Source organism: Laceyella putida, from assembly GCF_042665195.1.
GTDB classification, from domain to species: Bacteria; Bacillota; Bacilli; order Thermoactinomycetales; family Thermoactinomycetaceae; genus Laceyella; species Laceyella putida.
The window spans coordinates 95827-116563 of the sequence record NZ_JBHTBW010000015.1 but is presented as its reverse complement, the minus strand read 5'-3'; the positions used below and the strand labels follow the sequence as shown (position 1 = coordinate 116563).

Genomic DNA, 20737 nt, shown 5'->3' with positions numbered 1-20737 from the left:
GAACGCGAAATAACGATCAATCATTTCGTTATGATAAAGAGGTTGATGCAGTGGAATGCCCAGCATAATATATATTTCATTAACTTTCATACATATTATTATAAATAATAAACCCCAATTGGAAAATATTTCCTATTGGGGTTTTTATTAACAACTACAATTTCATCATTCGATTTAAAGGTTTGGTTAAAAGTATTAAAATCAAACCGAAGAAGATGGCTAAACCGCCAATTGCGCTAAAAATTTCAAAGTAACCCAAAGAGGATGTTAGAGCAGCCAATTGACCAGCTACAATGTTAGCGATACCGCTGCTTGCTAACCATACGCCCATTAACAGAGAAGCTAATTTCACTGGAGCGATACGACTTACCATGGAGAGACCGATTGGTGACAGGAACAACTCACCCAAAGTGTGGAACAGATAGGTCACAACGATGAACATCAGGTTTGCTTTAACAGCAATATGTTTTGGATCGCTACCGGTTTGCATTACAGCGAAAACCAATACAATAAAACCAAGGCCCAAGAGTACCATGCCCAGCCCCATTTTGATTGGTACAGGCCAGTCTCCACGTTTTGATTTAGAAAGTCTAACCCATAACATGGATACAAGTGGAGCAAGCAGGATAATAAATAATGGGTTGACTGACGCAAACCATGAACTTGGAATTTCCCAACCAAAAATGGTTTTATCGATAAATTGATCGGTGTAAAGAGCCATGGAGCTCCCCGCTTGTTCAAATCCAGCCCAGAAGAAGACAACAAAGCAGGTGATGATCACGATTGCCCAAGTTCTGTGTTTTTCTTGTTTGGTTAAAGGTTCGTTGATTGCTGTTTTTTTATTTTGTTTTACTTGTTGTACATTTGGCTTTTTGCCGAGGTCTCCAAGATAACGGTTGCCCAAGGCATTGAAAAGGATTTGGCCTATGACCATCCCGATTGCCGCCGCTAGGAAGCCATAGTTGTAAGCGAAATGCTCTACACCATTTGTTGTAGTTTTGAAAAGATCTTCAGCCAAGAAACCACAAATGAGTGGCGCGATTAAAGCACCTAAGTTGATTCCCATATAGAAGATGGTAAAAGCTGCATCACGTCGCTCATCTTTTTCATCATACAATTCCCCAACCAAGGTGGAGATGTTTGGTTTGAAGAAACCGTTACCGATGATGAGCAACCCTAATCCGATGAACAACGCGGTTTTGCTCTGTTGAGCGAACAACACAAAGTTACCAAGCGCCATCGTGATTCCGCCAATGGTGATTGCAAGACGTTTACCGATGAAGCGGTCAGTGAGCCATCCGCCTACGAGCGGGGTGAAGTAAACGGCTCCGGTAAAGAATCCGTAAATACTGGAAGCCACAGCTTGGCTATATCCTAATCCGCCATTGATGAACTCATAAGTTAAGTAGTAAATTAACAATCCACGCATGCCATAATAACTGAATCTTTCCCACATCTCTGTGAAAAAGAGCAGGTACAATCCAGGTGGATGTTTTTTCTTCGACGCTTTAGGCGCGCCGGCTTGATTCAGCTTCGTAGCAGTTTGCATTAGTAAACCTCCTTCAACTCACGACAGACGATAATCTTAGTATGATCATTACTGCCAATAGAATTTATCTAATCACACCTATGTAAGTTGTGACAGATTCTAATTAATGAAAAGAATGGAAAATAAATATCTGAAAAAAACAATTGCAATTACAGTTATAATTTTGTGTATGTGCTTTCCGCTGATTCCATTTAAGCTTATTCCTTGAATTGCTTGAATTTAAAGGCCAAAATACAAAGCCATTTCAATTCCCTGGCACTTTTTTATTGTGCCTGAGAAACGAATTTTGAAAAATTTTATACAAAAACAAAAAGTTTTCTTATAACGGATTTTATATGATTATGCATAGATAAGTCAACTGAAGGAAATGGAAATATACTCATTGGTATGATATTTATTGACATAAAAAAATCGAACCCCTTATCGGACGGTTCGATTGAAGTGAGAGCCAAACTTGCCAATCTTTCAAATTCAGTTGGGGCAAGGCTAATAATTGTAAGTGATTTGGTACATGGTGAAGATGGTGCTGCTGTTTTTGCTGTGGATGTAGAAGTGATAATCTCCGGCGATCATATTGGTGAATGTGACGGTATTGGCTGTTTGGGTCAAGGTTTTGGTGATGCTGCCGCCACCTTCCCTTTCCACGGTGACTTCAAACACATAGTTGATGCTGGGAGCAACGCCTGGAATCCAAAACTTGATCGTTTTGCCTGCCTCCACATGGCCACTGAACACAAGTGCCTCGCCTTCGCTGACGCTCGCCCAATTTTGGATCACGTTCATCTGCACCTTATCCCCTTACGCTAAGATGTAAATGATGCCAAGTACAGACATATTATATAATATTATTCATTTTATGAATAGTATAAGCGATGGCTACTCTTTTTTGGACACTTTGGCGTTTGGGTATCCGGCGTTTCGCACATCTTCAGCCCGTGCATTGGCGGCCTGTTCGTCATTGAATTCGCCTGCCGAGACGACATAGACGGTTCCCGCATCGCCGCTCGTTTCGTAGTAGCTTGCCTCGATTCCTTTGCTTTTTAGCGATTGCACACAATTATCGGCATTGGCTTGATCCGAAAATTGATCCACAATCACAATGTATGTAACGGGGCTGGGCTCTTGCGCCGGTGGGGGATTCCCGTTGTCGGGTTCTTCGCTACCCGGCTCTTCTTTCGAGGGCTCTTCCGATGGCGTTTTTTCCCGTTCCGGCTCGGGAACCAGTTGGTTATCGTCCTTTTCCTGTTTATCCGCATTCTTGTCCTCATGATGCGCTTGTTCCGTTGACGGTGTCATCGGTTTGGTGCTTTGCAACTGTTTATCCCCCGGTTGGGTATCCGCCGGCAGATCAGTCTGGGCCGTTTGCTGTTTTTTGGGCGCTTTCTCCCCGCTTACGTTAAAGAAGACAAAGCCCAGGATCAGGACAAGGGGAATGGTTCCCAGTAAGGCGAAGCGGAAGAATTTCCTCGGTTTGGAGCGCGCCGTTTCCACGGTGACGGCCGTTTCCGTCTGGGTTGGGCACTGATTCTCTTCAGGTGTTTCCAACGCATGGGCTGGAGCGAACAAGGCTTTTTGCAGGGCTTGTTTCAATTCTTCGGCCGATTGGTAGCGGTCTTCCGGTTTTTTCTCTAATGCCTTATAGATGATGTCACATAAAGCCGCTGGCAACGCTTGGTTCTTGTCGCGCGGATCGGGAACGGGCTCTTGCAGGTGCTTTAACGCGATCGCGACCGATTGGTCCGCATCAAAAGGAACATCACCCGTAACCAGCTCATACAACACGATTCCCAGCGAGTACAAGTCCGAGGAGTAATTAAGCTCTTGCCCGCACGCTTGCTCGGGTGAGAAATAGTGGACTGAACCCATCACCGTTCCCGTTTTGGTATACTGGGTTGCAGCGCTCAGCAAACGCGAAATCCCAAAATCCGTGATCTTGTAGGTGCCATTGGCGGTGCACATGATGTTATGCGGCTTAATGTCCCGATGGATGATCTCATGTTTATGGGCATGGGCCAAGCCGTCACAGATTTGCATCATGATGGAAATCGCTTCTTTGGCCGGCAAAGGGCCGCGCTCTTCAATCAATTTTCCGAGCGTGGGGCCTTCGATCAGTTCCATGACCATATAGTACAGATCATTTTCATTTCCGATATCAAACACATTGACAATGTTCGGATGGGAAAACTTGCCGGCCGTTTGGGCTTCACGGATGAAGCGCTGAATGGCGGGTTCGCCCTCATGAAGTTTTTGGTTCATGACTTTAATCGCTACATGGCGGTTGAGGAGATGATCCTTGGCCTTGTAAACGACCGCCATCCCGCCTTCACCCAAGGGATGGAGAATCTCATACCTCCCACCTAGTTGCTTTCCTTCCACTGTTATCACCTTTCCGGGATGAAGTAGTGCCGTCCCTTTTGTTGTATGTAAAGCACAAACATATCTAGAAAAGGTATCATCACAAGTAGTAAAATTAGACAAGTTTATTATACATAAATGACAAAGAAAAGATAGAATTATAAAAGCATATTCAACAAATAGTCAAGTGGTATTTGTTGGGGACGGGAATGGTTTATTCCTGGGTTATGGATTAGTCGTCTATCGGATTAGATATTTTATTTTCGCGCAAATGAAAATATTTCCTGCATCCTTTTGAGATTTTTGGCGGAGTTTGTGATAGTTGGGCGAATGAGGGGAGATCGATCAGAACACCGGGCAACTGCTCATATTTGTTGAATCGTGGCTGTTAAAGGCGGCAGAACTGCATCGATGGGAGAAACGGCAGTATGCCGAATGGTTGCTTGAGGGGAACCTGACTGGTCAGCAGGATGAGGGAGCCCGATTATTGCGGGAACTGTGCGATCATGGTGTCCTATCCTTTAACCATTTCATTTCATCAGTCCTTTCCTGGAAACATCATGCCTTGATTCATTATAAAATGACAAGATTGAATCTTGTCAGGGTAATGACAAAGCCTAGAGGAGGAAGATTTTTGCCTGTACCCTGTGGGTGAAAGCGGAGTGACTGGGAGCTACTTCCTGTGAGAGCGACCAAGGAACGCAGACTCAAAAATCGACTCCTGGGCCACTTTGTCAGCAAGCTCACAAGATTGAATCTTGTTCATGTTTCTCGCGTATTTCTTTGCTTATAGCAGAAAAGCCGAAATGGACAAAGTGTCTGCCCTTTCGGCTTGTTTCATGGATGGTGTTCAATCAATCAGTTTCAATCCGTTTTGAATCAAAGAAGCCAGCTCAGGTTTGGTTTGTTGCAAGGTGTCCAACTGTTCCTTCAATCGGGCGGCCCATTGCTCCCGCTGATGTTTGGCGGTGATTTCCAGCATCTCCAACCGCAACAGCCAATCATCGGGATAATGGTCATCCAACATTTCCATGATGCAGTGCAATGAGTCGACACTCCGCTCCCCTTCGCGCACTTCGCGCACCGCTTGATAGAGATGGTCCAACGTGGACAGCGTGGGAGTGATTTCTTCTTCGGTGACGGCCGCACTCACTTCATCGGCAAAATAAGTTTCCGGATCGGCCGCACCCGCATAAACGGACGGGATGCGGGACCCGATAGCCAAATCGTATGTTCCCCAGTCGGGATGGAACAGGACCCGATCGCCATAAGTGACTGAACATTGTTCAAACGACAGCAGGATCAGCCGCTGGTCTTGGAAGACGGCATCGGTTAGTTTCCCCTTGAGCTTGATGCCGCTGGTGTAGTGAAGTTCCACGTCGGCGCCCGGCGGCCAGCCGCTCTCGGCCCATCGAGCGGCAGTCATCTCTTCCAGCGGGCAAACGAGGTTCCGCACTTCACCGATGGGAGCGCCAAACCCGTCACGGTGCGTCTCTTTTCCATGGCCAGGGAGGGTGCGCCCGCCATAGCTAAGCGCCGTTGGCCCAGTTGTGCGCAAGTAAATGGCTTCTCCCTGTTCATCATGGACCAACTCGGCAAAGACGCCACTCACCTGTAAGCCGGAACTAAACTCAGCTGTGGCCAGATGGGCGGAACGCACCGCCTTTTGCAAGCTGGTTGTCCCCCCGACGCGAAAAGCCATTCGGTCGGCAAAGCGTTCAACCGCCTCGATCAATTCATCAAAGTCTCGGCAGACAAACAGCTGTGGCTGTGGTTTGGTGACATCGTAATCCGTTTGGATGCAAGTCTCCAGATCAAACGGCAACTTGGTTACTTCCGGCGCCAGACAAGACTGCCCTTCGCCAATGGAAGACAAGAGTCCGGCCCCGTAGATGGTTGGTCGCTCCAGGTCACCAATCAAACCATATTCGACGGTCCACCAATAGAGGCGTCCGATTTGTGTTGCCTCGGACACTTCCGTTGATTGGGCGATTTTCTCCCGCAATTCCCGTTCGGCGTCTTCGATCATCGCCGGTGTGGAATGGGGGTCTTCCATGACAATCGTCAATCTGCGCGTCGCTTCAAATACTTCATGTTCTTCCCGCGTCGCCAGCGCTTTGGCACCGATTTGCCCGAATCGTTTCACATAAGTGGCGTACTTTTCATCAGACAGGATCGGCGCATGACCCGCCGCTTCGTGGATAATGTCGGGGGCGGGCGTATACAGGATATGTTCCAATGTGCGGATTTCCGTGGCGATCGGCAAGAGTCCGCGCGCTTGGAAATCAAAGAAAGCGACGCCTGGAATCAAACCGTCAATGGGAACGGCGCCCCAGCCAAAGGGTTTCAAGCAAGCGTCCATCTCCTCAACGCGGGGGATGCGCTCAATGTTGATGCCGGTTTTATTTAATCCACTTGTATAGGCTTCATGGGCTGTATGCTGAAAAAAACGGTGATTCTGTCTCATCACATAGCGCCAAACAGCCTGATTGATCGGGGTATAACGTTGATAATGCTGTTTGGACACATAAGGTTGCAAATGAGCAGGTATGTTCATGTGGTTTCCTCTCCCCAACTTGCTTTAACGCTAAAAAGCGTATAAGCTAAAAAGTGCTAAAGTAATTATAGGGAAGTGGTATGTTTTTGTCAATGAACGGTTAACATGGCGACAGCCCAGTTCCTCCTGATTGGGAGGGAACTGGGCTGTCGATGGAATGAAATTTATTTTAATGATCAAAGTGGCCCCGGAGTCGATTTTTGAGTCTGCGTTCCATGGTCGCTCAATCAGGAAGGAGCTCCGTTATCGTACTTCGGCGCGGGCCTGTCCTCGTGAGCTTGAGGGCAAAGTCACTGTCGTTCTTAGGGTTGCCCGCTTTCCTCCTCCGTTCGGCACTCCGCTTGATTTAAAGCTCCCAGTCACTCCGCTTTCACCCACAGGGTACAGGCAAAAATCTTCCTCCAATAGGCTTTGTCATTATCCTGTTATTTTAATTCGCTTTTAACGACATGCCAAGTGGCCGGGTCTTCGGCGCCGAGATACCAATTGGAGATGCCGCCAATATCGGCGTGTTTGGTTTTGATCATTTCGATCTTCTTCTTCCAGCTGGTTGCGTCTTGGAAGTAAGTTTTGAAAGGTTCACCTTTGTCGTTGTTGTAAGTGAAATAAGGTTCACCGTTTTCATCGCGTTTAATCTGGGTCACATTGTATTTCTTGATCAGGTTTTGTGCGGTGGCGTACGTCACCGTATAACGTTGGCCTGTATTCAAATTCCATTCATAGCTATATGAAGGCAAACCGATGAACAACTTTTTGGCGGGCATTTGTTTTTTTCCGAATTGGATGATTTGATCCAGCCAATTCACTGGCGCACCGGGTCCCGGTGAGGCCATGCTGTAGTTGTAGGCCATCACTTTGAATTCGTCAACGGCTTGTCCGAGCCGCTTCCAATCTTGGGCCAGGTTACCGTCCCAATTGCCCGGTTCGGAGAATTTTACATAAGCGCATATGGATAACTTTTTGTTGTGTTTATGCAGCTTGGCGGAGAGCTCTTCCATAAACAAGGAGAAATTGTCACGATCTTTGCCATAGATGACTTCAAAATTGATATCTAAGCCATCAAATTTGTTCGTTATCGCAAATTGAACCAATGTATCGGTTAATTTGCTGCGGGCCGCTGGTGTGGAGATCTGTTCATGTAAACGGTTTGCCCCTTCGTTGAAGTTGGACCAGCCCCCGGCATTGGTGATAGTGGCATTGATTTGCACGCCTTTTTGACGGGCGGCGGTCAACACTTCTTGGCTGACTGGTTTGGCGTATTGCATTAAGCCGACTGTGCCGTCTTCTTTCAATTCATAATAGAACAAATCAATCTTTTTGATCGGCTGTTGCGCCACTGCCGTCTGTGCCGCTTTGCCACCCCAGAATGGATACCAAGCGGTCACCTGCAAGCCTTGCTCTTTCACTTCACCAGGTTCGGTCGGGTTGGTTGGCTTTTCGGCCGGTGGTTGAGTTGGTGGCTTATTCGGTTGTGGTTGAGTTGGTGGCTTATTCGGTTGTGGTTGAGGCTGGGCGGGCTTTTCCGTCGGCTTCGTTGTCGGTTGAGTTGACTTATCCGGCAAGGGTGCTGGTAATGGGACAGGCTTGACGGCTGGTGGCTTTTCCGTCGGCTTCGCTGGTTGTGGTGTCGGTTGGGGCTGTTCGCCCGGTTTCACTTGACCTGCTGGAGCGGTAGGCGCTGGTTTTGTGCCGTTCCCTGTTTGGGTGCTGTCATGTGTGCCTTCGCTCCCACTTGGCGCGGTTGGGGTTGGACGGGTGTTTCGATTCGCGTTATTCGGTACATTGTTGTGAGCGACAAGGATTTTTTGGATCTGGCGTTGGACTTGTTTCTTTTCCGCTGGTGTGTTCGTATGGGTTACATCAGCCTCTTCGGCCAGTTCAACATTCGTGTCGTCGTTGTAATCTTCAGTAGATTCTTCAATCTTGGCGACTGGGGCCTGGGTTGTCTTTGCTGCCGTCTTTTCGCTCTCGGCGTTGGCGAAATAGAAAATTCCGCCTCCGATCAACGCTAAGGCTCCAATGGCACCTGCGATAATGGCGATTTTTTTTGTTTGATTGGTCACCATAAATTTTTTCCTTTCCGTTTAAGGTGCAGAATGTTTTCTTGATTTCGAACTCTTGTCCTGCCATAAGAAAAGCGGGTTATCTCCATGAAAAAGCCTATGTGCATATTGATATATTAGATGTTTTAAAAGAACTTGGAAAGCGGCATTTTGGACATTTCCCATACATTTCACAATTCGGTCTTTGCCGTTGATGGGAATAAGAGCGAAAAGACGGAGAGCCGCTTGGCGCTTTGGTGTGCAAAGAGTCTTAGCGCTTCTTTTAAGACTGCGGAAGTCGTGTCGACGAGGTGCAGGCGACTTGGTTGCCGGATGTCGCCTGTCAAGGGGCTAAGGAGTGCGGAAACGATTTATTTGACATGTTCTATAATGTGGGTAATAAGACTATCTTATTTCTAGTACCTTATGTTTTAATTGTATGATAGAGGGGAAAATACCTCTGGATATGCTTGTGAAATGGGGGAGATCGCATGGCAAAACATTTGGCAGATGCAACGGTATTACATAATGGCGTGAAGATGCCGTGGTTGGGATTGGGCGTATGGCAAGTTAAAGAGGGTCAAGAAGTGGAAAACGCGGTGAAGGCAGCGATTCAAGCCGGATACCGCAGCATCGACACCGCCGCGGTATACAAAAACGAGGAAGGGGTGGGCGCAGCCATCAAAGCGGCAGGTGTGCCACGGGAAGAGTTGTTTGTCACCACCAAAGTGTGGAATGCCGACCAAGGATACGAGTCCACCCTCAAGGCATTTGAAGAAAGCCGTACCAAACTGGGTTTAGAATATATTGACCTCTATTTGATTCATTGGCCTGTGAAAGGGAAGTACAAAGAAACATGGAAAGCGTTGGAGAAGCTCTATAAAGACGGCAAGGTGCGGGCGATTGGGGTAAGCAACTTCCAAATTCACCATCTGCAAGACCTGCTGACTGACAGTGAAGTGAAGCCCATGGTAAACCAAGTTGAGTTCCATCCGTACTTGGCGCAAAAAGAACTCCTCTCCTTCTGCAAACAAGAAGGCATTCAGTTGGAAGCATGGAGCCCGTTAATGCAGGGCGAAGTGGTCAATGTCCCGCTTCTGCAGGAATTGGCGGAGAAATACGGCAAAACCCCAGCCCAGATCGTCTTGCGTTGGGACCTGCAACACGGGGTGGTCACGATTCCAAAATCGGTCAAAGCGCATCGCATTCAAGAAAACGCCGATGTGTTTGATTTTGAGTTGAGCCAAGAAGACATGGCGCGCATCGACGCGTTGGATAAGCACCATCGCTTCGGTCCGGATCCCGACAACTTCGATTTTTAAAACCAGACACATCCCCCAAACCGGGGGATTTTTTTATCATCGAACTCCGCCAAGCGGAGTCCAGTCTTTCTAAGCTCACAAAAAACAATCGCTAAGAAAGGCTGGGAACATGGTAGACCGACTAAAAATGCAAATGGAAAGGAATCCCATCATGCTGTTCGACGCCCATATTCACCTCGAAAAATACACAGACGACGAGATTGCCGACATGTGCGCTGATCCCGCCCTCATCGGCATGATCGCCGTGTCGATGGACTTTGCTTCCTCACAGCGGACCTTGGAACTAAAACGGCGTTATCCTGATAAAGTATACGCAGCTTGCGGGTTTCACCCAGAACAGCCTCCCCAGGCGCCGGATGAGCTGATCGCTTGGATTGAAACGCATCAGCGGGAGATCGATGCCATCGGGGAAATTGGCCTGCCGTATTACTTGCGGCGGAAGCGGATCGCAGAGGGAAGCGAGTGGGAGGAAGCCCCTTACTTGGAGCTCTTGGACCAATGGCTGCAACTGGCCAGCCGTTTGCAGAAGCCTGTCATTCTGCATGGGGTCAGTGAAGATGTCCGCACGATATTGGCCCATCTCGACCGGCATCCACTCTCCCGTGTCCATTTCCATTGGCTCAAGACGGACTCGGCGACACTTCGCCAGCTGGCGGAGCGGGAAATCTATGTTTCATTCACGCCTGATCTGCTATATAAGGAAGAAACCCGAAAAATAGCGGCAACCTATCCCCGTCACCTCATCATGTTGGAAACGGATGGCCCCTGGCCGCACGAAGGACCTTGGAGAGGGCAACGCACCCATCCCCTGATGATCGAACGAACGCTGCGGGAGTTGGCAAAACTGCGTGGGGAAGAGGCCTCATCACTAAGGCAGCAGATCATCGACAATACATGGCGGTTTATCGGGTGAGTGGCGGAAGGGCTGGTGCGGGTGCGTTTTCTCGCTCACCTTCCATACAAATGAATGATTATTGCTAAAAATAGAATCATTGGTTTATAATATTTTTCGAGTACCTTCTCCTTCCTCCTATTTGATAACAAGCGGCTTGAAACGAGAAGACCCCCTGGCGTGCCCAATGGTGAGTGGGTGCGCCGGGGGTTCTTGTTTCATTGTGCGGCGGCATGCTCTGTTCGCTTCAACCGAGATAGCGCCTCCGCATAGTTGTTCCGCACAATTCCCGCTTCCGTAATGATGGCGGTGATATAGCGATGTGGTGTCACATCAAAGGCCGGGTTGAACACCTTGGTGCCCGCGGGGGCAATGGGTTGGCCTTGGAAATGGGTGATTTCTTCCGGAGCCCGTTCTTCGATCGGGATCTCATCTCCCGTGGCGGTGGACAAGTCGACCGTCGACAGCGGAGCGGCGACATAGAACGGAATATTGAATTCCTTTGCCAGAACAGCCAAGCCAAACGTGCCGATTTTGTTGGCGGTATCCCCATTGGCCGCGACACGGTCACAACCGACGATGACAGCGGCGATCTTTTTGGTGGCCATCGTATAGGCCGCCATGCTGTCACTGATCAAGGTGACGTCCACCCCCGCTTGTTGCAATTCCCATGTGGTCAGGCGGCCCCCTTGCAGGAGTGGGCGTGTTTCACAGGCATAAGCGGACAGGCCGATGCCGCGTTCCTTTGCCAGATGGAGCGGGGCCAGAGCCGTGCCATAGCGAGCGGTGGCAATCGCTCCGGCATTGCAGATGGTGAGGATGGCATCACCGTCCGCCAGTAAGGATAAGGCGTGTTCACCAATGCTTTTGCAGACGGCTTCATCTTCCGCCTGAATGGCCAGCGCCTCCGTTTCAATCAGGCGTTTGGCTTCTTCCACGCCGGTTGCCGTTGTCGCTTTGGACATGACGCGATCCAATGCCCAAAAGAGATTAACCGCGGTGGGCCGGGATGAAGCGAGATAGTCCCGTTCCCGCTCAAGCGATTCCAAAAAGGCGGGCAAGGTGGAAAGCCGAGAACGATTGGCCCAGACGGCGAGGGCAAAGGCGGCGGCCATGCCGATGGCGGGGGCTCCCCGTACCTTTAACGCCCGAATGCATTCCCACACCTCGGCAGTCGTCGCGCAGCGCACATAGGCCGTTTCATGAGGCAGAAGTTGCTGATCCAATATCAGCACATGATCCTTTTTATACTCGATCGATCTAAGCATGGGCGACACCCCTGATCGTTTCCAGAAACCGGGAAATCCTCGTCAGTTGTTTGCGCTCTCTCACCAGCGTGCTTCCCAATGCGAGAGCTTTTTCCTTTAATTTCAACTGCAATGCTTGGTCTTCAATCGAATCGAGATCGGCGACATGGGCCAAGCCGATCGTTCGGCGGATCACTTCACAGCCTGCGAACCCGATTGCATCTTCAAGCACTTGGGCAAAGAAATCCTCTTCCACCCCGGCCACTTGCATGTAGGCCTCTTGCCCTTTGCTGTGCCACAGTTGGCTGAACTGCTCGGTGAAATGGGTCCAGGTATCTTCAATCACATTGAGCAGATACGCTTGGAACTGTTGCCGTTTATGCTGGTCTTTGCTGTGATGGAAGTGGGAGAGATAACTGAGCGCGAGATTGGCGAAGAATTGCCCGATGTCAAAGCCGATTGGACCATAATAAGCGAATTCCGGGTCAATCACTTTGGTTGAATCAGTCGTGACGAAAATGCTGCCAGTATGCAAGTCCCCATGCAGCAAGGCTTCCGCGCGCGTCAGGAAGGCATGCTTCAACTTGGCCGTTTCCCGCTTCAACGTTTGATCGTTCCACAGTCTCTCGACAGAGGATTTCAATTCTTCAGGGAAATCATTCGTATCATGATTGAAGAAAGGGTCTGTAAATACCAGGTCTTCTGTGATTTTGCAAAGTTCAGGATTGATAAACGCCTTCACTTGCTCCTTTTTGACAAAGGGATGAAGGAAAAAGTCACTGGTATGAAACAAGGTTTGCGCGAGGAATGTGGCGATGTGTTCCGCCAACTTGGGGTAGACTTCCCCTTGGATCAAGCCTTTGCGCAGAATGAGATGGTCGGAGAGATCTTCCATGACCGTGCAGGCCAATTGCCTGTCTGTATGATACACTTTGGGAACGAGTGCGGGGACATATTCTCCCGCTTTGATGAGCGCCTCACTCTCGATCCGCGCGCGGTCCAAGGTGAGTGGCCAGCTTTCGCCAACAACTTTGGCATAAGGAAGGGCTTGTTTGACGATCAGCGACTTGCCCGTGGCGGGTTCAACCAGATGGAAGACATAGTTTAAGTTCCCATCTCCGATTTCTTTTATCTCCAATTGGTTCACATCATCGAAGTGATTTAATGGCGCAACGACTTGAACCACTGTTTCCGTTGTCAATGCTTCATACGGTTTTTTTGTTTGCAGGCTCACTGGAAGTCCTCCTTCAGGGCATATAAAAAGAGCCTCTTCCTGTCAGAGGCTCGGATCATACGCTCCAAACCTCTTATCTCGCAAAATCATCGTTTTGCTGGAATTAGCACCGTGCCTTGCGTGGTTTGCACCACGGCTCCTCTTGTGTTGACGAGGTGCCCCATCTCGCGATGGTATTACGGTCGGTTGCTGGGCTTCATCGGGCCATTTCCCTCCACCTGCTCTGGATAAGAGACTACTTCCATATGCCGTTGTCTTAAGATTGTTAATGGAATAATACACTTTTGTGTAGAAGATTGTCAACAGAATAAATTGATTGCCTGTGGTGGTTCGGCTTAATACAAATCCGGACGACGATCCGTGAAGATGGGGATTTGTTTGCGGATGTGGGTCACTTGATCCAGGTCGATCTCCGCAAACAAGGTTTGTTCGTCCGCCCCCGCTTCAACCACGATCTCCCCCCAGGGATCGACGATGAGCGAGTGGCCGGCAAAGGTGTTGTTGGGATCGCTGCCCACCCGGTTGCATGCGACGACATAGCATTGATTTTCGATGGCCCTGGTGATGAGCAGATTACGCCAGTGGGAGAGTCGCGGCATCGGCCATTCCGCGACGACGAACAACACGTGCGCACCGGCGACAACATGTTTCCTGATCCATTCGGGGAAACGGATATCGTAGCAGATGACCCCAGCGCAAGGGATGCCAGCCAGCTCAAAGGAACCCATGCGTTCCCCGGGCTGGAGGTATTTCTCCTCGTCCATCAGGCGAAAAAGGTGCACCTTCCGGTATTCGCCCACTTGCTCACCATGGCTGTTAAAGGCGAGCAACGTATTCCATGTGCCGGCGGCATTCCGCTCGGCGACCGAACCGGCGATGATATGGACGCCGTATTGTCGGGCTAGCTTTGCCATGAAGGCTTTCACTGTTGCCGCGTCGGAATCGGCGATCTCATCCAGGCGCGGCAAGTCGTAGCCCGTGGTCCATAATTCTGGCAGGACAATTACATCTGGATTATTCGTGGCCGCGTCGGCAATTTTCCGTTCGACCATGGCCATATTGCTTTCCGGTTGCCCGAAGGCGATATCCATTTGAATCACAGCGCATTTTAATCGCATAGGAGAAACATCCTCCCAAAAAAGACTTTGACAGATTCTCCTCAACGATATAACATAAACCATTAGAATTTCAAGAACATTTACGAGAGAGTGGATGTGAGGAATCTTGAAAAGGTTTCAACGCGCGGAAGCGCTGAATCGCCTTCCTGAACAGTTTTTCGCCCGATTGGTCGCCAAGGTGGGCCGGTTGCAGGCGCAAGGACATGATGTGATCAATTTAGGCCAAGGGAATCCGGATTTGCCCACTCCTTCGCATATAGTAGAGGCGTTAAAACAAGCTGCGGATGAACCCCAACACCATCGATATTCGCCGTTTCGCGGGCATGATTTCCTCAAAGAGGCGGTCGCCCAGTTTTACAAGCGGGAATATGGGGTGGAACTCAATCCCCGGACGGAAGTAGCGGTACTGTTTGGCGGCAAAGTCGGATTGGTTGAGATTGCTCAGTGCTACCTCAATCCGGGCGATGTCGCGCTGGTGCCCGACCCTGGGTATCCTGACTACTGGTCAGGGATCGCCATGGCCGATGCGGAGATGGCCTTGATGCCGTTATTGGCGGAAAACCGGTTTTTACCGGATTTGGACGCAATCGACGCCGAGACATGGGACAAAGCGAAATTAATGTTTCTCAATTATCCCAACAACCCGACCGGCGCCGTCGCCGATGCGGACTTCTTTGTCCAGGTGGTGCGGAAGGCAGGCGAGCGGGATGTGTTGGTTGTTCATGACTTCGCTTATGCCGCCATCGGTTTCGATGGATTGAAACCGCGAAGTTTCTTGGAGACGCCAGGGGCCAAAGAGGTGGGAATTGAGATTTACACGTTGAGCAAAACGTACAATATGGCGGGTTGGCGCGTCGGCTTTGCGGTGGGCAATGAAGAAGTGATTGAAAGCATAAATTTGCTACAAGATCATTTTTACGTCAGTTTGTTTGGCGCCATCCAACAGGCCGCCGCGACCGCGCTTTTAAGTCCGCAAGATTGTGTGCGTGAGCTGGTGGCCACGTATGAGCGGCGTCGCAATGTGTTTATCGACCGGTTGCGAGGGCATGGATGGCAAGCGGAGAAGCCCGCGGGTTCTTTTTTCTGCTGGTTGCCGGTGCCACAAGGGCATACCTCGGAGTCGTTTGCCGACCTCCTGTTGGAGCAGGCGCATGTGGCGGTGGCGCCGGGGCTTGGATTTGGGCAAGCGGGAGATGCTTATGTCCGGGTTGGCATGCTGACCAGCGAAGAGCGTCTGATCGAGGCGGCTGACCGGATGGCCAAGTGCCTATTCGTGAAAAACCCATTGACATAGTAGAGATTATATGACATAATGACAAGGAAAATTGAAAATTGAAACGGAATTATATGTTTTCTCTCATCAAGAGCAGGCGGAGGGACGAGCCCGATGAAGCCCAGCAACCGACCGTTCAACCCATCAGGTGATGGGACGCCTTTGGAGACAAAGGGGCATGGTGCAAACCATTGGCGGCACGGTGCTAATTCTTGCAGCGAATCAGCTGAGAGATGGGAGGAAGTGGAGTCTGTTGATCATCCCCTTCCTCGCGAAGGGGTTTTTTATTGTAAGGAGTTGAGCGTATGGGCCAAGTCGTGGCGACTTATCTCGTGCATGAGGCGAAGGCGGACCTGAATAAAAAAGCGGAGGGCATTGCGCTGGGGCTTACCGTTGGTTCCTGGACCAATCTGCCGGCGATAGAACAAGCCCAATTGGAGCGGCATAAAGGGGAAGTGGTGGAAGTGATCCCTCTTCCCGATGAGGAGCGCACCAATCGTTATCTCGGCGGCGAGCGTACCAGGGGCTTGATTAAAATCGCTTATCCCGCGGCCAACTTCTCGCCGGATTTGCCTGCCATTCTCACAACCGTGTTTGGCAAGCTTTCTCTCGACGGCGAGATCAAACTGGTGGATCTTGACTTATCCCCCGAGCTGTTAAAGGCTTTTCCGGGACCGCAATACGGAATCAAAGGAATCAGGGAGGCCTTGGGCGTGGCTGATCGGCCCCTGGTGATGAGCATTTTCAAGGCGATGTTGGGGCGAGACCTGTCCTACTTTCAAGATCAGTTGCGCGCTCAGGCGTTGGGTGGCATCGACTTGGTCAAAGATGATGAGATCTTGTTTGACAATCCCTTGACCCCCTTTGCCGAACGGATTCGGGCAGCCAAAGAAGTGCTGCGCGAGACGGAAGCGGAAACGGGACACAAGACGCTGTATGCCGTCAATCTGACGGGGCGCACTTCCGAGCTGAAAGAAAAGGCGAAACGGGCGGTCGATTTAGGAGCCAACGCCTTGTTGTTCAATGTGTTTGCGTATGGGCTGGATGTATTGCAAGAACTGGCTGAAGATACGGATATTTCCGTGCCGATCATGGCTCATCCCGCTGTCTCCGGCGCATTCAGCTCCTCCGCGCTGTATGGGTTGGACCGGGCGCTGCTCTTAGGCAAGTTATTGCGTTTGGCGGGGGCGGACTTCGTCTTGTTCCCATCCCCTTATGGCAGTGTCGCCATCCCCAAACAAGACGCCTTGGGAATCCATGCTCACTTGGTGAGTGGGTGGGCCGGTCTTCGCCCCGCGTTTCCCGTTCCCTCCGCAGGGATTCATCCTGGGCTGGTGCCCGTGCTAATGGATGATTTCGGCAATGATTGCGTCATTAACGCGGGTGGCGGAGTGCACGGTCATCCGGACGGCGCCGTTGGCGGCGGACGGGCTTTTCGCCAAGCGATCGAAGTCGTGTTGGCGGGTGGGGATCCGACAGCAGTGGGTGCGTCCCATCCTGAGTTGGCCAAAGCGCTTTCGCTTTGGGGTGGGGGGGTGCGGCCATGAGCAAACAACCGATTCTGTTCTGCGATTTCGATGGCACCATCACGGATACGGACAATATCATCGCGATCATGAAGAAATTTGCCCCTCCGGCGTGGGAAGCGATCAAAGAGAATGTGTTGGCCCAGCGCCAATCGATCCGTTCGGGTGTGGGGCAGATGTTTGCCATGTTGCCCGTTGCCCTGAAGGAGGAGATCATTCAGTTCGTGCTGGAACATGCGCGCATACGCCCCGGTTTCGCTGAGTTTGTGCAATTTGCCAAAGCTCGGGAAATCCCGCTGTACATCGTGAGCGGGGGAATTGACTTTTTTGTCTATCCCATGCTGGATGGCTATGTGGACCGGGAGAGCATCTACTGCAACGGCAGTGACTTCAGCGGGGAAACGATCCGCATCCTGTGGCCCTACGGGTGTGATGAGACTTGTCAAAACGATTGCGGCTTGTGCAAACCCGCGATTTTGAAACAGTTTCCGAGGGATCTGTACCACCGGATCGTCATTGGTGATTCAATCACCGATCTGGCCGCAGCGAAACAGGCGGACCAAGTGTTTGCCCGCGATTTCCTCGTAAAGAAATGCGAAGAGTTGGGCATCGCTTACACGCCGTTTACCACCTTTCATGACATCCTTTCATCTCTTCAGCACAAGGGGGTTGTGGCATGAGCATTGTGGCGCGGAAGTGGCATGAGTTGGCGGAGATCAAAGATGAGCTGGCCAGCCGGGACTTGTTTCCCGGAACCAGCGGCAACCTGTCCATTAAGGTGTGCGACGATCCCCTGACATTATTGGTCAGCGCCAGCGGCAAGGATAAACGCAAACGGACGCTGGAAGACTTTCTCCTTGTCGATGGAGAGGGGAGAGCCGTTGAAGCCACCGCGTTAAAGCCGTCCGCGGAAACGGGCATTCATGTGGAGGTGTACCGCAAGACGGACGCCGGTTGCTGTTTGCATGTGCATACGGTGGACAACAATGTGGTGTCGGAATTGTACGCCGATCAAGGTGCGATCACATTCCGCAATCAAGAGTTGATCAAAGCTTTTGGGATTTGGGAAGAGGATGGCGAAATAACCGTGCCGATCGTGGAGAATTTCGCCGATCTCCGCACGTTGGCGAAAGAAGTGGGTGATGTGATCACACCGGGAACCAAAGCGGTGTTGATTCGCAACCATGGCGTCACCGTATGGGGCAAAGATGGGTTTGAAGCGAAGAAACATTTGGAAGCCTTTGAATTCTTGTGCTCTTACCATTTGAAGATGTTGATGCTGCAGCAGTCACGGGTTTTTTCATCCACCCCCATCATCCATGTATAGGAGGACTTGATTATGGCAGAATTGCGTTTTCATGACAACGATGAAAGATTGAGCCAACCTGAAGAGGTGAGCGCATACTTAAGCAGCCAAGGCGTCATTTATGAGAACTGGGACATCTCCAAGTTGCCGACGCACTTGCGGGAAAAATACGATTTGAATGATGAGGAAAAAGCGGAGATCATTCAAGTGTTTCGCAGTGAGATCGACGATTTGTCGGCAAGGCGCGGCTATGTGACCGAGGACGTGGTATCCTTGTCCGATGCCACCCCCAACTTGGACCAATTGCTGGAGAATTTTAAAGCGGAACATCACCATACCGACGATGAAGTGCGGTTTATTGTGAGTGGACATGGCATTTTTGCGATTAAAGGATTGGATGGCCGTTACTTCGATGTGGAACTGGAGCCGGGTGATTTGATTTCCGTGCCCGAGAATTACCGCCACTATTTCACCCTGATGGCGGACCGCAAAGTGGTGGCCGTACGGATCTTTAAAACCAAAGAAGGTTGGGTTCCGATCTATTAAACGCAAAAGCAGCTTCTCTGCCTGAGAGAAGCTGCTTTTTTATTATACCTGAAACGTAGATTCCCCATCTTGAAGATCCAGATCAAAAGGATGGGGATTGGCCAGCGTGGCTGGATCGTCATTCAATTTTTTCAAGCAGGACTGGCAGACGAGGATGTTTCTTCCTTCTTTCGTCAGCCGCGCTTCGTATTTTGCCGCGACTTTTCCGCAGTGCTCGCATAAATAGGTTTTTGCCATAACGAGATACCCCCCTAAGAATTGCTCATTGTTCCGCACAGAACCAAGTGAAAAAGAGAGTCCGAGTTTTAATAGAGAGATATTTCCCGTGTTCCTCTCTCCTTAAACCAAAATCTTACCGAAGGTATTTAAATAATATTTTATGTGTGTGTGAATGAAACGTTCCAGTATAATAAAGTTAGTGAATGGATTCACTCACACCATATTTTTGAAAAATCTTGGATGTCATGGATATAGGAGTGTTTGGACGATGGAACGTAAATGGGAAAACATATCTCTGTGGTTGAAACAAGAAGGAATGGACATGGCGTTTGTACATTCCACCCCCAGCGTGTTTTATCTTACCCGCTTTTTATGCCATCCGCATGAACGGCTGATGGGCGTTTTCCTGTTCCCGGAAGCGGACCCGTTCCTCGTGTGCCCGAATATGGAACAAGCGCGGGCGCGCAAGGCCGGCTGGACGGGTCAGCTCATTGGGTATGACGATGCGCAAGATCCCTGGGTGATGATCGGGGAAGCCTTGCGCAAACGTGGGATTGGGCGTGACGCCACCATCGCGATTGAAAAAGAATCGCTTTCCTATGCCCGTGTCGAAGCGCTCACCCAGCTCGTGCCCGGAGCAACCTTCACTTCGGTGGATGCGCGCATCAACCAGTTGCGTTTAGTGAAGAGCGCCGATGAGCTCAATATTTTGCGTGAAGCGGCCTTGATAGCGGATGAAGCGGTGCAAGTGGGCTTGGACGCCCTTGCCATCGGCTGCACTGAGATGGAAATCGTGGCCCAGATTGAGTTGGCCATGAAGAAAAGAGGAATTCGGGAAATGTCTTTCCCCACCACCGTCCTCTTTGGCGATAACTCCGCTTTGCCCCATGGGACGCCAGGCGGACGGCCATTGCAAAAAGGCGATTTTGTCCTGTTTGATTTGGGCGTCGTATTGGATGGATATTGTTCCGACATAACACGCACGTTTGCTTACCAGGAAGCGAGTGAAGAGCAACGCGCGATTTATGATGCCGTTCTGACGGCGCAAGTGGCCGCGGTGGAGGCGTGCCGTCCCGGCTTGCGGATGGGGGATTTGGACCTGATCGCCCGCAATCTGATCAAAGAACGCGGCTACGGCGAATATTTCACCCATCGTCTCGGCCATGGTCTGGGCATTGATGTGCATGAATACCCATCCATCCATGAACGGAACGACGATCCGCTGCAAACGGGCATGGTCTTCACCATTGAGCCAGGTGTTTATGTGCCGGGAGTCGGCGGCGTTCGGATTGAAGATGATGTGGTCATCACAGCGGATGGGGCGGAAGTGTTAACCCGTTTTCCTAAAGAGTTCCAAATCATCCATTGATGCTCCACGCCGTTTTGCCAGCCTGAATTCAGGGTGTTCACGCCCGCCCACCGTCATGTGGGAACGACCCAGTACAGAGGTGTGTTTTCACACATCTCATAAGGTTAATAGAACCATATCACTACCAGTGGAATATGTACCACTGGTATGTTCGATTATATGACGAAGGAGTTTTTCATCCT

General features: G+C 50.4%; 17 protein-coding genes and 2 riboswitches. Of the genes, 8 read left to right on the top strand and 9 right to left on the bottom strand.

The window, feature by feature from the left end; translation table 11 throughout:
* Positions 1 to 154: 154 nt before the first annotated feature.
* From ACFQNG_RS05950 to ACFQNG_RS05930, 5 genes are all read right to left on the bottom strand, one after another.
* Entirely contained in the window at positions 155 to 1549 is a 1395-nt protein-coding gene (locus tag ACFQNG_RS05950) for a peptide MFS transporter (protein WP_379863967.1), read from the bottom strand.
* A 486-nt stretch (positions 1550 to 2035) separates the two neighbouring features.
* The gene (locus ACFQNG_RS05945; protein WP_379863966.1) at positions 2036 to 2332 is read right to left on the bottom strand and encodes a hypothetical protein; all 297 of its coding nucleotides are present in this window, start codon (positions 2330 to 2332) and stop codon (positions 2036 to 2038) included.
* 93 nt (positions 2333 to 2425) lie between these two features.
* A complete protein-coding gene (locus ACFQNG_RS05940; protein ID WP_379863965.1) occupies positions 2426 to 3925 on the bottom strand; it encodes a protein kinase domain-containing protein in 1500 nt (499 codons plus the stop codon).
* Positions 3926 to 4754: 829 nt separating this feature from the next.
* The gene (locus tag ACFQNG_RS05935) at positions 4755 to 6461 is read right to left on the bottom strand and encodes an aromatic amino acid hydroxylase (protein ID WP_379863964.1); all 1707 of its coding nucleotides are present in this window, start codon (positions 6459 to 6461) and stop codon (positions 4755 to 4757) included.
* 425 nt (positions 6462 to 6886) lie between these two features.
* On the bottom strand, positions 6887 to 8524 hold the full coding sequence (locus ACFQNG_RS05930; RefSeq protein ID WP_379863963.1) for a glycosyl hydrolase family 18 protein: 1638 nt from the start codon (positions 8522 to 8524) through the stop codon (positions 6887 to 6889).
* Between the two features lie 470 nt (positions 8525 to 8994).
* On the opposite strand from ACFQNG_RS05930, the gene ACFQNG_RS05925 reads away from it, so the two are divergent.
* Positions 8995 to 9825 carry an aldo/keto reductase gene (locus ACFQNG_RS05925; protein ID WP_379863962.1) on the top strand — a complete coding sequence of 277 codons (831 nt, stop codon included), beginning with the start codon at positions 8995 to 8997 and terminating at the stop codon, positions 9823 to 9825.
* Between the two features lie 109 nt (positions 9826 to 9934).
* Complete coding sequence (locus tag ACFQNG_RS05920; protein ID WP_379863961.1) at positions 9935 to 10738, top strand: TatD family hydrolase; 804 nt, start codon at positions 9935 to 9937, stop codon at positions 10736 to 10738.
* Between the two features lie 197 nt (positions 10739 to 10935).
* On the opposite strand, the gene mtnA is transcribed toward ACFQNG_RS05920, so the two are convergent.
* The 3 genes from mtnA to ACFQNG_RS05905 all read right to left on the bottom strand — a co-directional run bounded on the left by mtnA (position 10936) and on the right by ACFQNG_RS05905 (position 14316).
* Positions 10936 to 11985, bottom strand: coding sequence for an S-methyl-5-thioribose-1-phosphate isomerase (mtnA, locus tag ACFQNG_RS05915; RefSeq protein WP_379863960.1), 1050 nt, complete (start codon positions 11983 to 11985; stop codon positions 10936 to 10938).
* A complete protein-coding gene (gene mtnK / locus ACFQNG_RS05910; RefSeq protein WP_379863959.1) occupies positions 11978 to 13198 on the bottom strand; it encodes an S-methyl-5-thioribose kinase in 1221 nt (406 codons plus the stop codon). Before mtnK ends, mtnA begins: the two co-directional genes overlap by 8 nt.
* A gap of 70 nt (positions 13199 to 13268) precedes the next feature.
* A riboswitch (SAM riboswitch) is annotated at positions 13269 to 13432 on the bottom strand.
* 101 nt (positions 13433 to 13533) lie between these two features.
* Positions 13534 to 14316, bottom strand: coding sequence for a carbon-nitrogen family hydrolase (locus tag ACFQNG_RS05905; RefSeq protein ID WP_379863958.1), 783 nt, complete (start codon positions 14314 to 14316; stop codon positions 13534 to 13536).
* 106 nt (positions 14317 to 14422) lie between these two features.
* On the opposite strand from ACFQNG_RS05905, the gene ACFQNG_RS05900 reads away from it, so the two are divergent.
* The 5 genes from ACFQNG_RS05900 to ACFQNG_RS05880 all read left to right on the top strand — a co-directional run bounded on the left by ACFQNG_RS05900 (position 14423) and on the right by ACFQNG_RS05880 (position 18967).
* Complete coding sequence (locus ACFQNG_RS05900) at positions 14423 to 15610, top strand: pyridoxal phosphate-dependent aminotransferase (RefSeq protein ID WP_379863957.1); 1188 nt, start codon at positions 14423 to 14425, stop codon at positions 15608 to 15610.
* A gap of 60 nt (positions 15611 to 15670) precedes the next feature.
* Positions 15671 to 15829, top strand: a riboswitch (SAM riboswitch).
* 65 nt (positions 15830 to 15894) lie between these two features.
* Positions 15895 to 17136, top strand: a complete 1242-nt coding sequence (locus ACFQNG_RS05895) for a 2,3-diketo-5-methylthiopentyl-1-phosphate enolase (RefSeq protein ID WP_379863956.1) — start codon at positions 15895 to 15897, stop codon at positions 17134 to 17136.
* Positions 17133 to 17795, top strand: coding sequence for a 2-hydroxy-3-keto-5-methylthiopentenyl-1-phosphate phosphatase (locus ACFQNG_RS05890; RefSeq protein WP_379863955.1), 663 nt, complete (start codon positions 17133 to 17135; stop codon positions 17793 to 17795). Before ACFQNG_RS05895 ends, ACFQNG_RS05890 begins: the two co-directional genes overlap by 4 nt.
* Entirely contained in the window at positions 17792 to 18442 is a 651-nt protein-coding gene (locus tag ACFQNG_RS05885; RefSeq protein ID WP_379863954.1) for a methylthioribulose 1-phosphate dehydratase, read from the top strand. Before ACFQNG_RS05890 ends, ACFQNG_RS05885 begins: the two co-directional genes overlap by 4 nt.
* A 12-nt stretch (positions 18443 to 18454) precedes the next feature.
* Positions 18455 to 18967, top strand: coding sequence for a 1,2-dihydroxy-3-keto-5-methylthiopentene dioxygenase (locus ACFQNG_RS05880; RefSeq protein WP_379863953.1), 513 nt, complete (start codon positions 18455 to 18457; stop codon positions 18965 to 18967).
* A 42-nt stretch (positions 18968 to 19009) separates the two neighbouring features.
* Here ACFQNG_RS05880 and ACFQNG_RS05875 read toward each other — a convergent pair whose 3' ends face one another.
* Complete coding sequence (locus tag ACFQNG_RS05875; RefSeq protein WP_379863952.1) at positions 19010 to 19204, bottom strand: hypothetical protein; 195 nt, start codon at positions 19202 to 19204, stop codon at positions 19010 to 19012.
* Between the two features lie 250 nt (positions 19205 to 19454).
* Here ACFQNG_RS05875 and ACFQNG_RS05870 point away from each other — a divergent pair, with 250 nt between their 5' ends.
* Positions 19455 to 20555: a M24 family metallopeptidase gene (locus tag ACFQNG_RS05870; protein WP_379863951.1), complete on the top strand. Its 1101-nt coding sequence runs from the start codon at positions 19455 to 19457 to the stop codon at positions 20553 to 20555.
* Positions 20556 to 20737: the final 182 nt, after the last annotated feature.

Coding starts and splice junctions, on each gene's coding strand:
- ACFQNG_RS05925 (WP_379863962.1), top strand. CDS start 8,995: ATGGCAAAACATTTGGCAGATGCAACGGTATTACATAATGGCGTGAAG.
- ACFQNG_RS05885 (WP_379863954.1), top strand. CDS start 17,792: ATGAGCATTGTGGCGCGGAAGTGGCATGAGTTGGCGGAGATCAAAGAT.
- ACFQNG_RS05945 (WP_379863966.1), bottom strand. CDS start 2,332: ATGAACGTGATCCAAAATTGGGCGAGCGTCAGCGAAGGCGAGGCACTT.
- ACFQNG_RS05935 (WP_379863964.1), bottom strand. CDS start 6,461: ATGAACATACCTGCTCATTTGCAACCTTATGTGTCCAAACAGCATTAT.
- ACFQNG_RS05880 (WP_379863953.1), top strand. CDS start 18,455: ATGGCAGAATTGCGTTTTCATGACAACGATGAAAGATTGAGCCAACCT.
- ACFQNG_RS05920 (WP_379863961.1), top strand. CDS start 9,935: ATGGTAGACCGACTAAAAATGCAAATGGAAAGGAATCCCATCATGCTG.
- ACFQNG_RS05870 (WP_379863951.1), top strand. CDS start 19,455: ATGGAACGTAAATGGGAAAACATATCTCTGTGGTTGAAACAAGAAGGA.
- ACFQNG_RS05905 (WP_379863958.1), bottom strand. CDS start 14,316: ATGCGATTAAAATGCGCTGTGATTCAAATGGATATCGCCTTCGGGCAA.
- ACFQNG_RS05950 (WP_379863967.1), bottom strand. CDS start 1,549: ATGCAAACTGCTACGAAGCTGAATCAAGCCGGCGCGCCTAAAGCGTCG.
- ACFQNG_RS05895 (WP_379863956.1), top strand. CDS start 15,895: ATGGGCCAAGTCGTGGCGACTTATCTCGTGCATGAGGCGAAGGCGGAC.
- ACFQNG_RS05875 (WP_379863952.1), bottom strand. CDS start 19,204: ATGGCAAAAACCTATTTATGCGAGCACTGCGGAAAAGTCGCGGCAAAA.
- mtnA (WP_379863960.1), bottom strand. CDS start 11,985: ATGCTTAGATCGATCGAGTATAAAAAGGATCATGTGCTGATATTGGAT.
- ACFQNG_RS05890 (WP_379863955.1), top strand. CDS start 17,133: ATGAGCAAACAACCGATTCTGTTCTGCGATTTCGATGGCACCATCACG.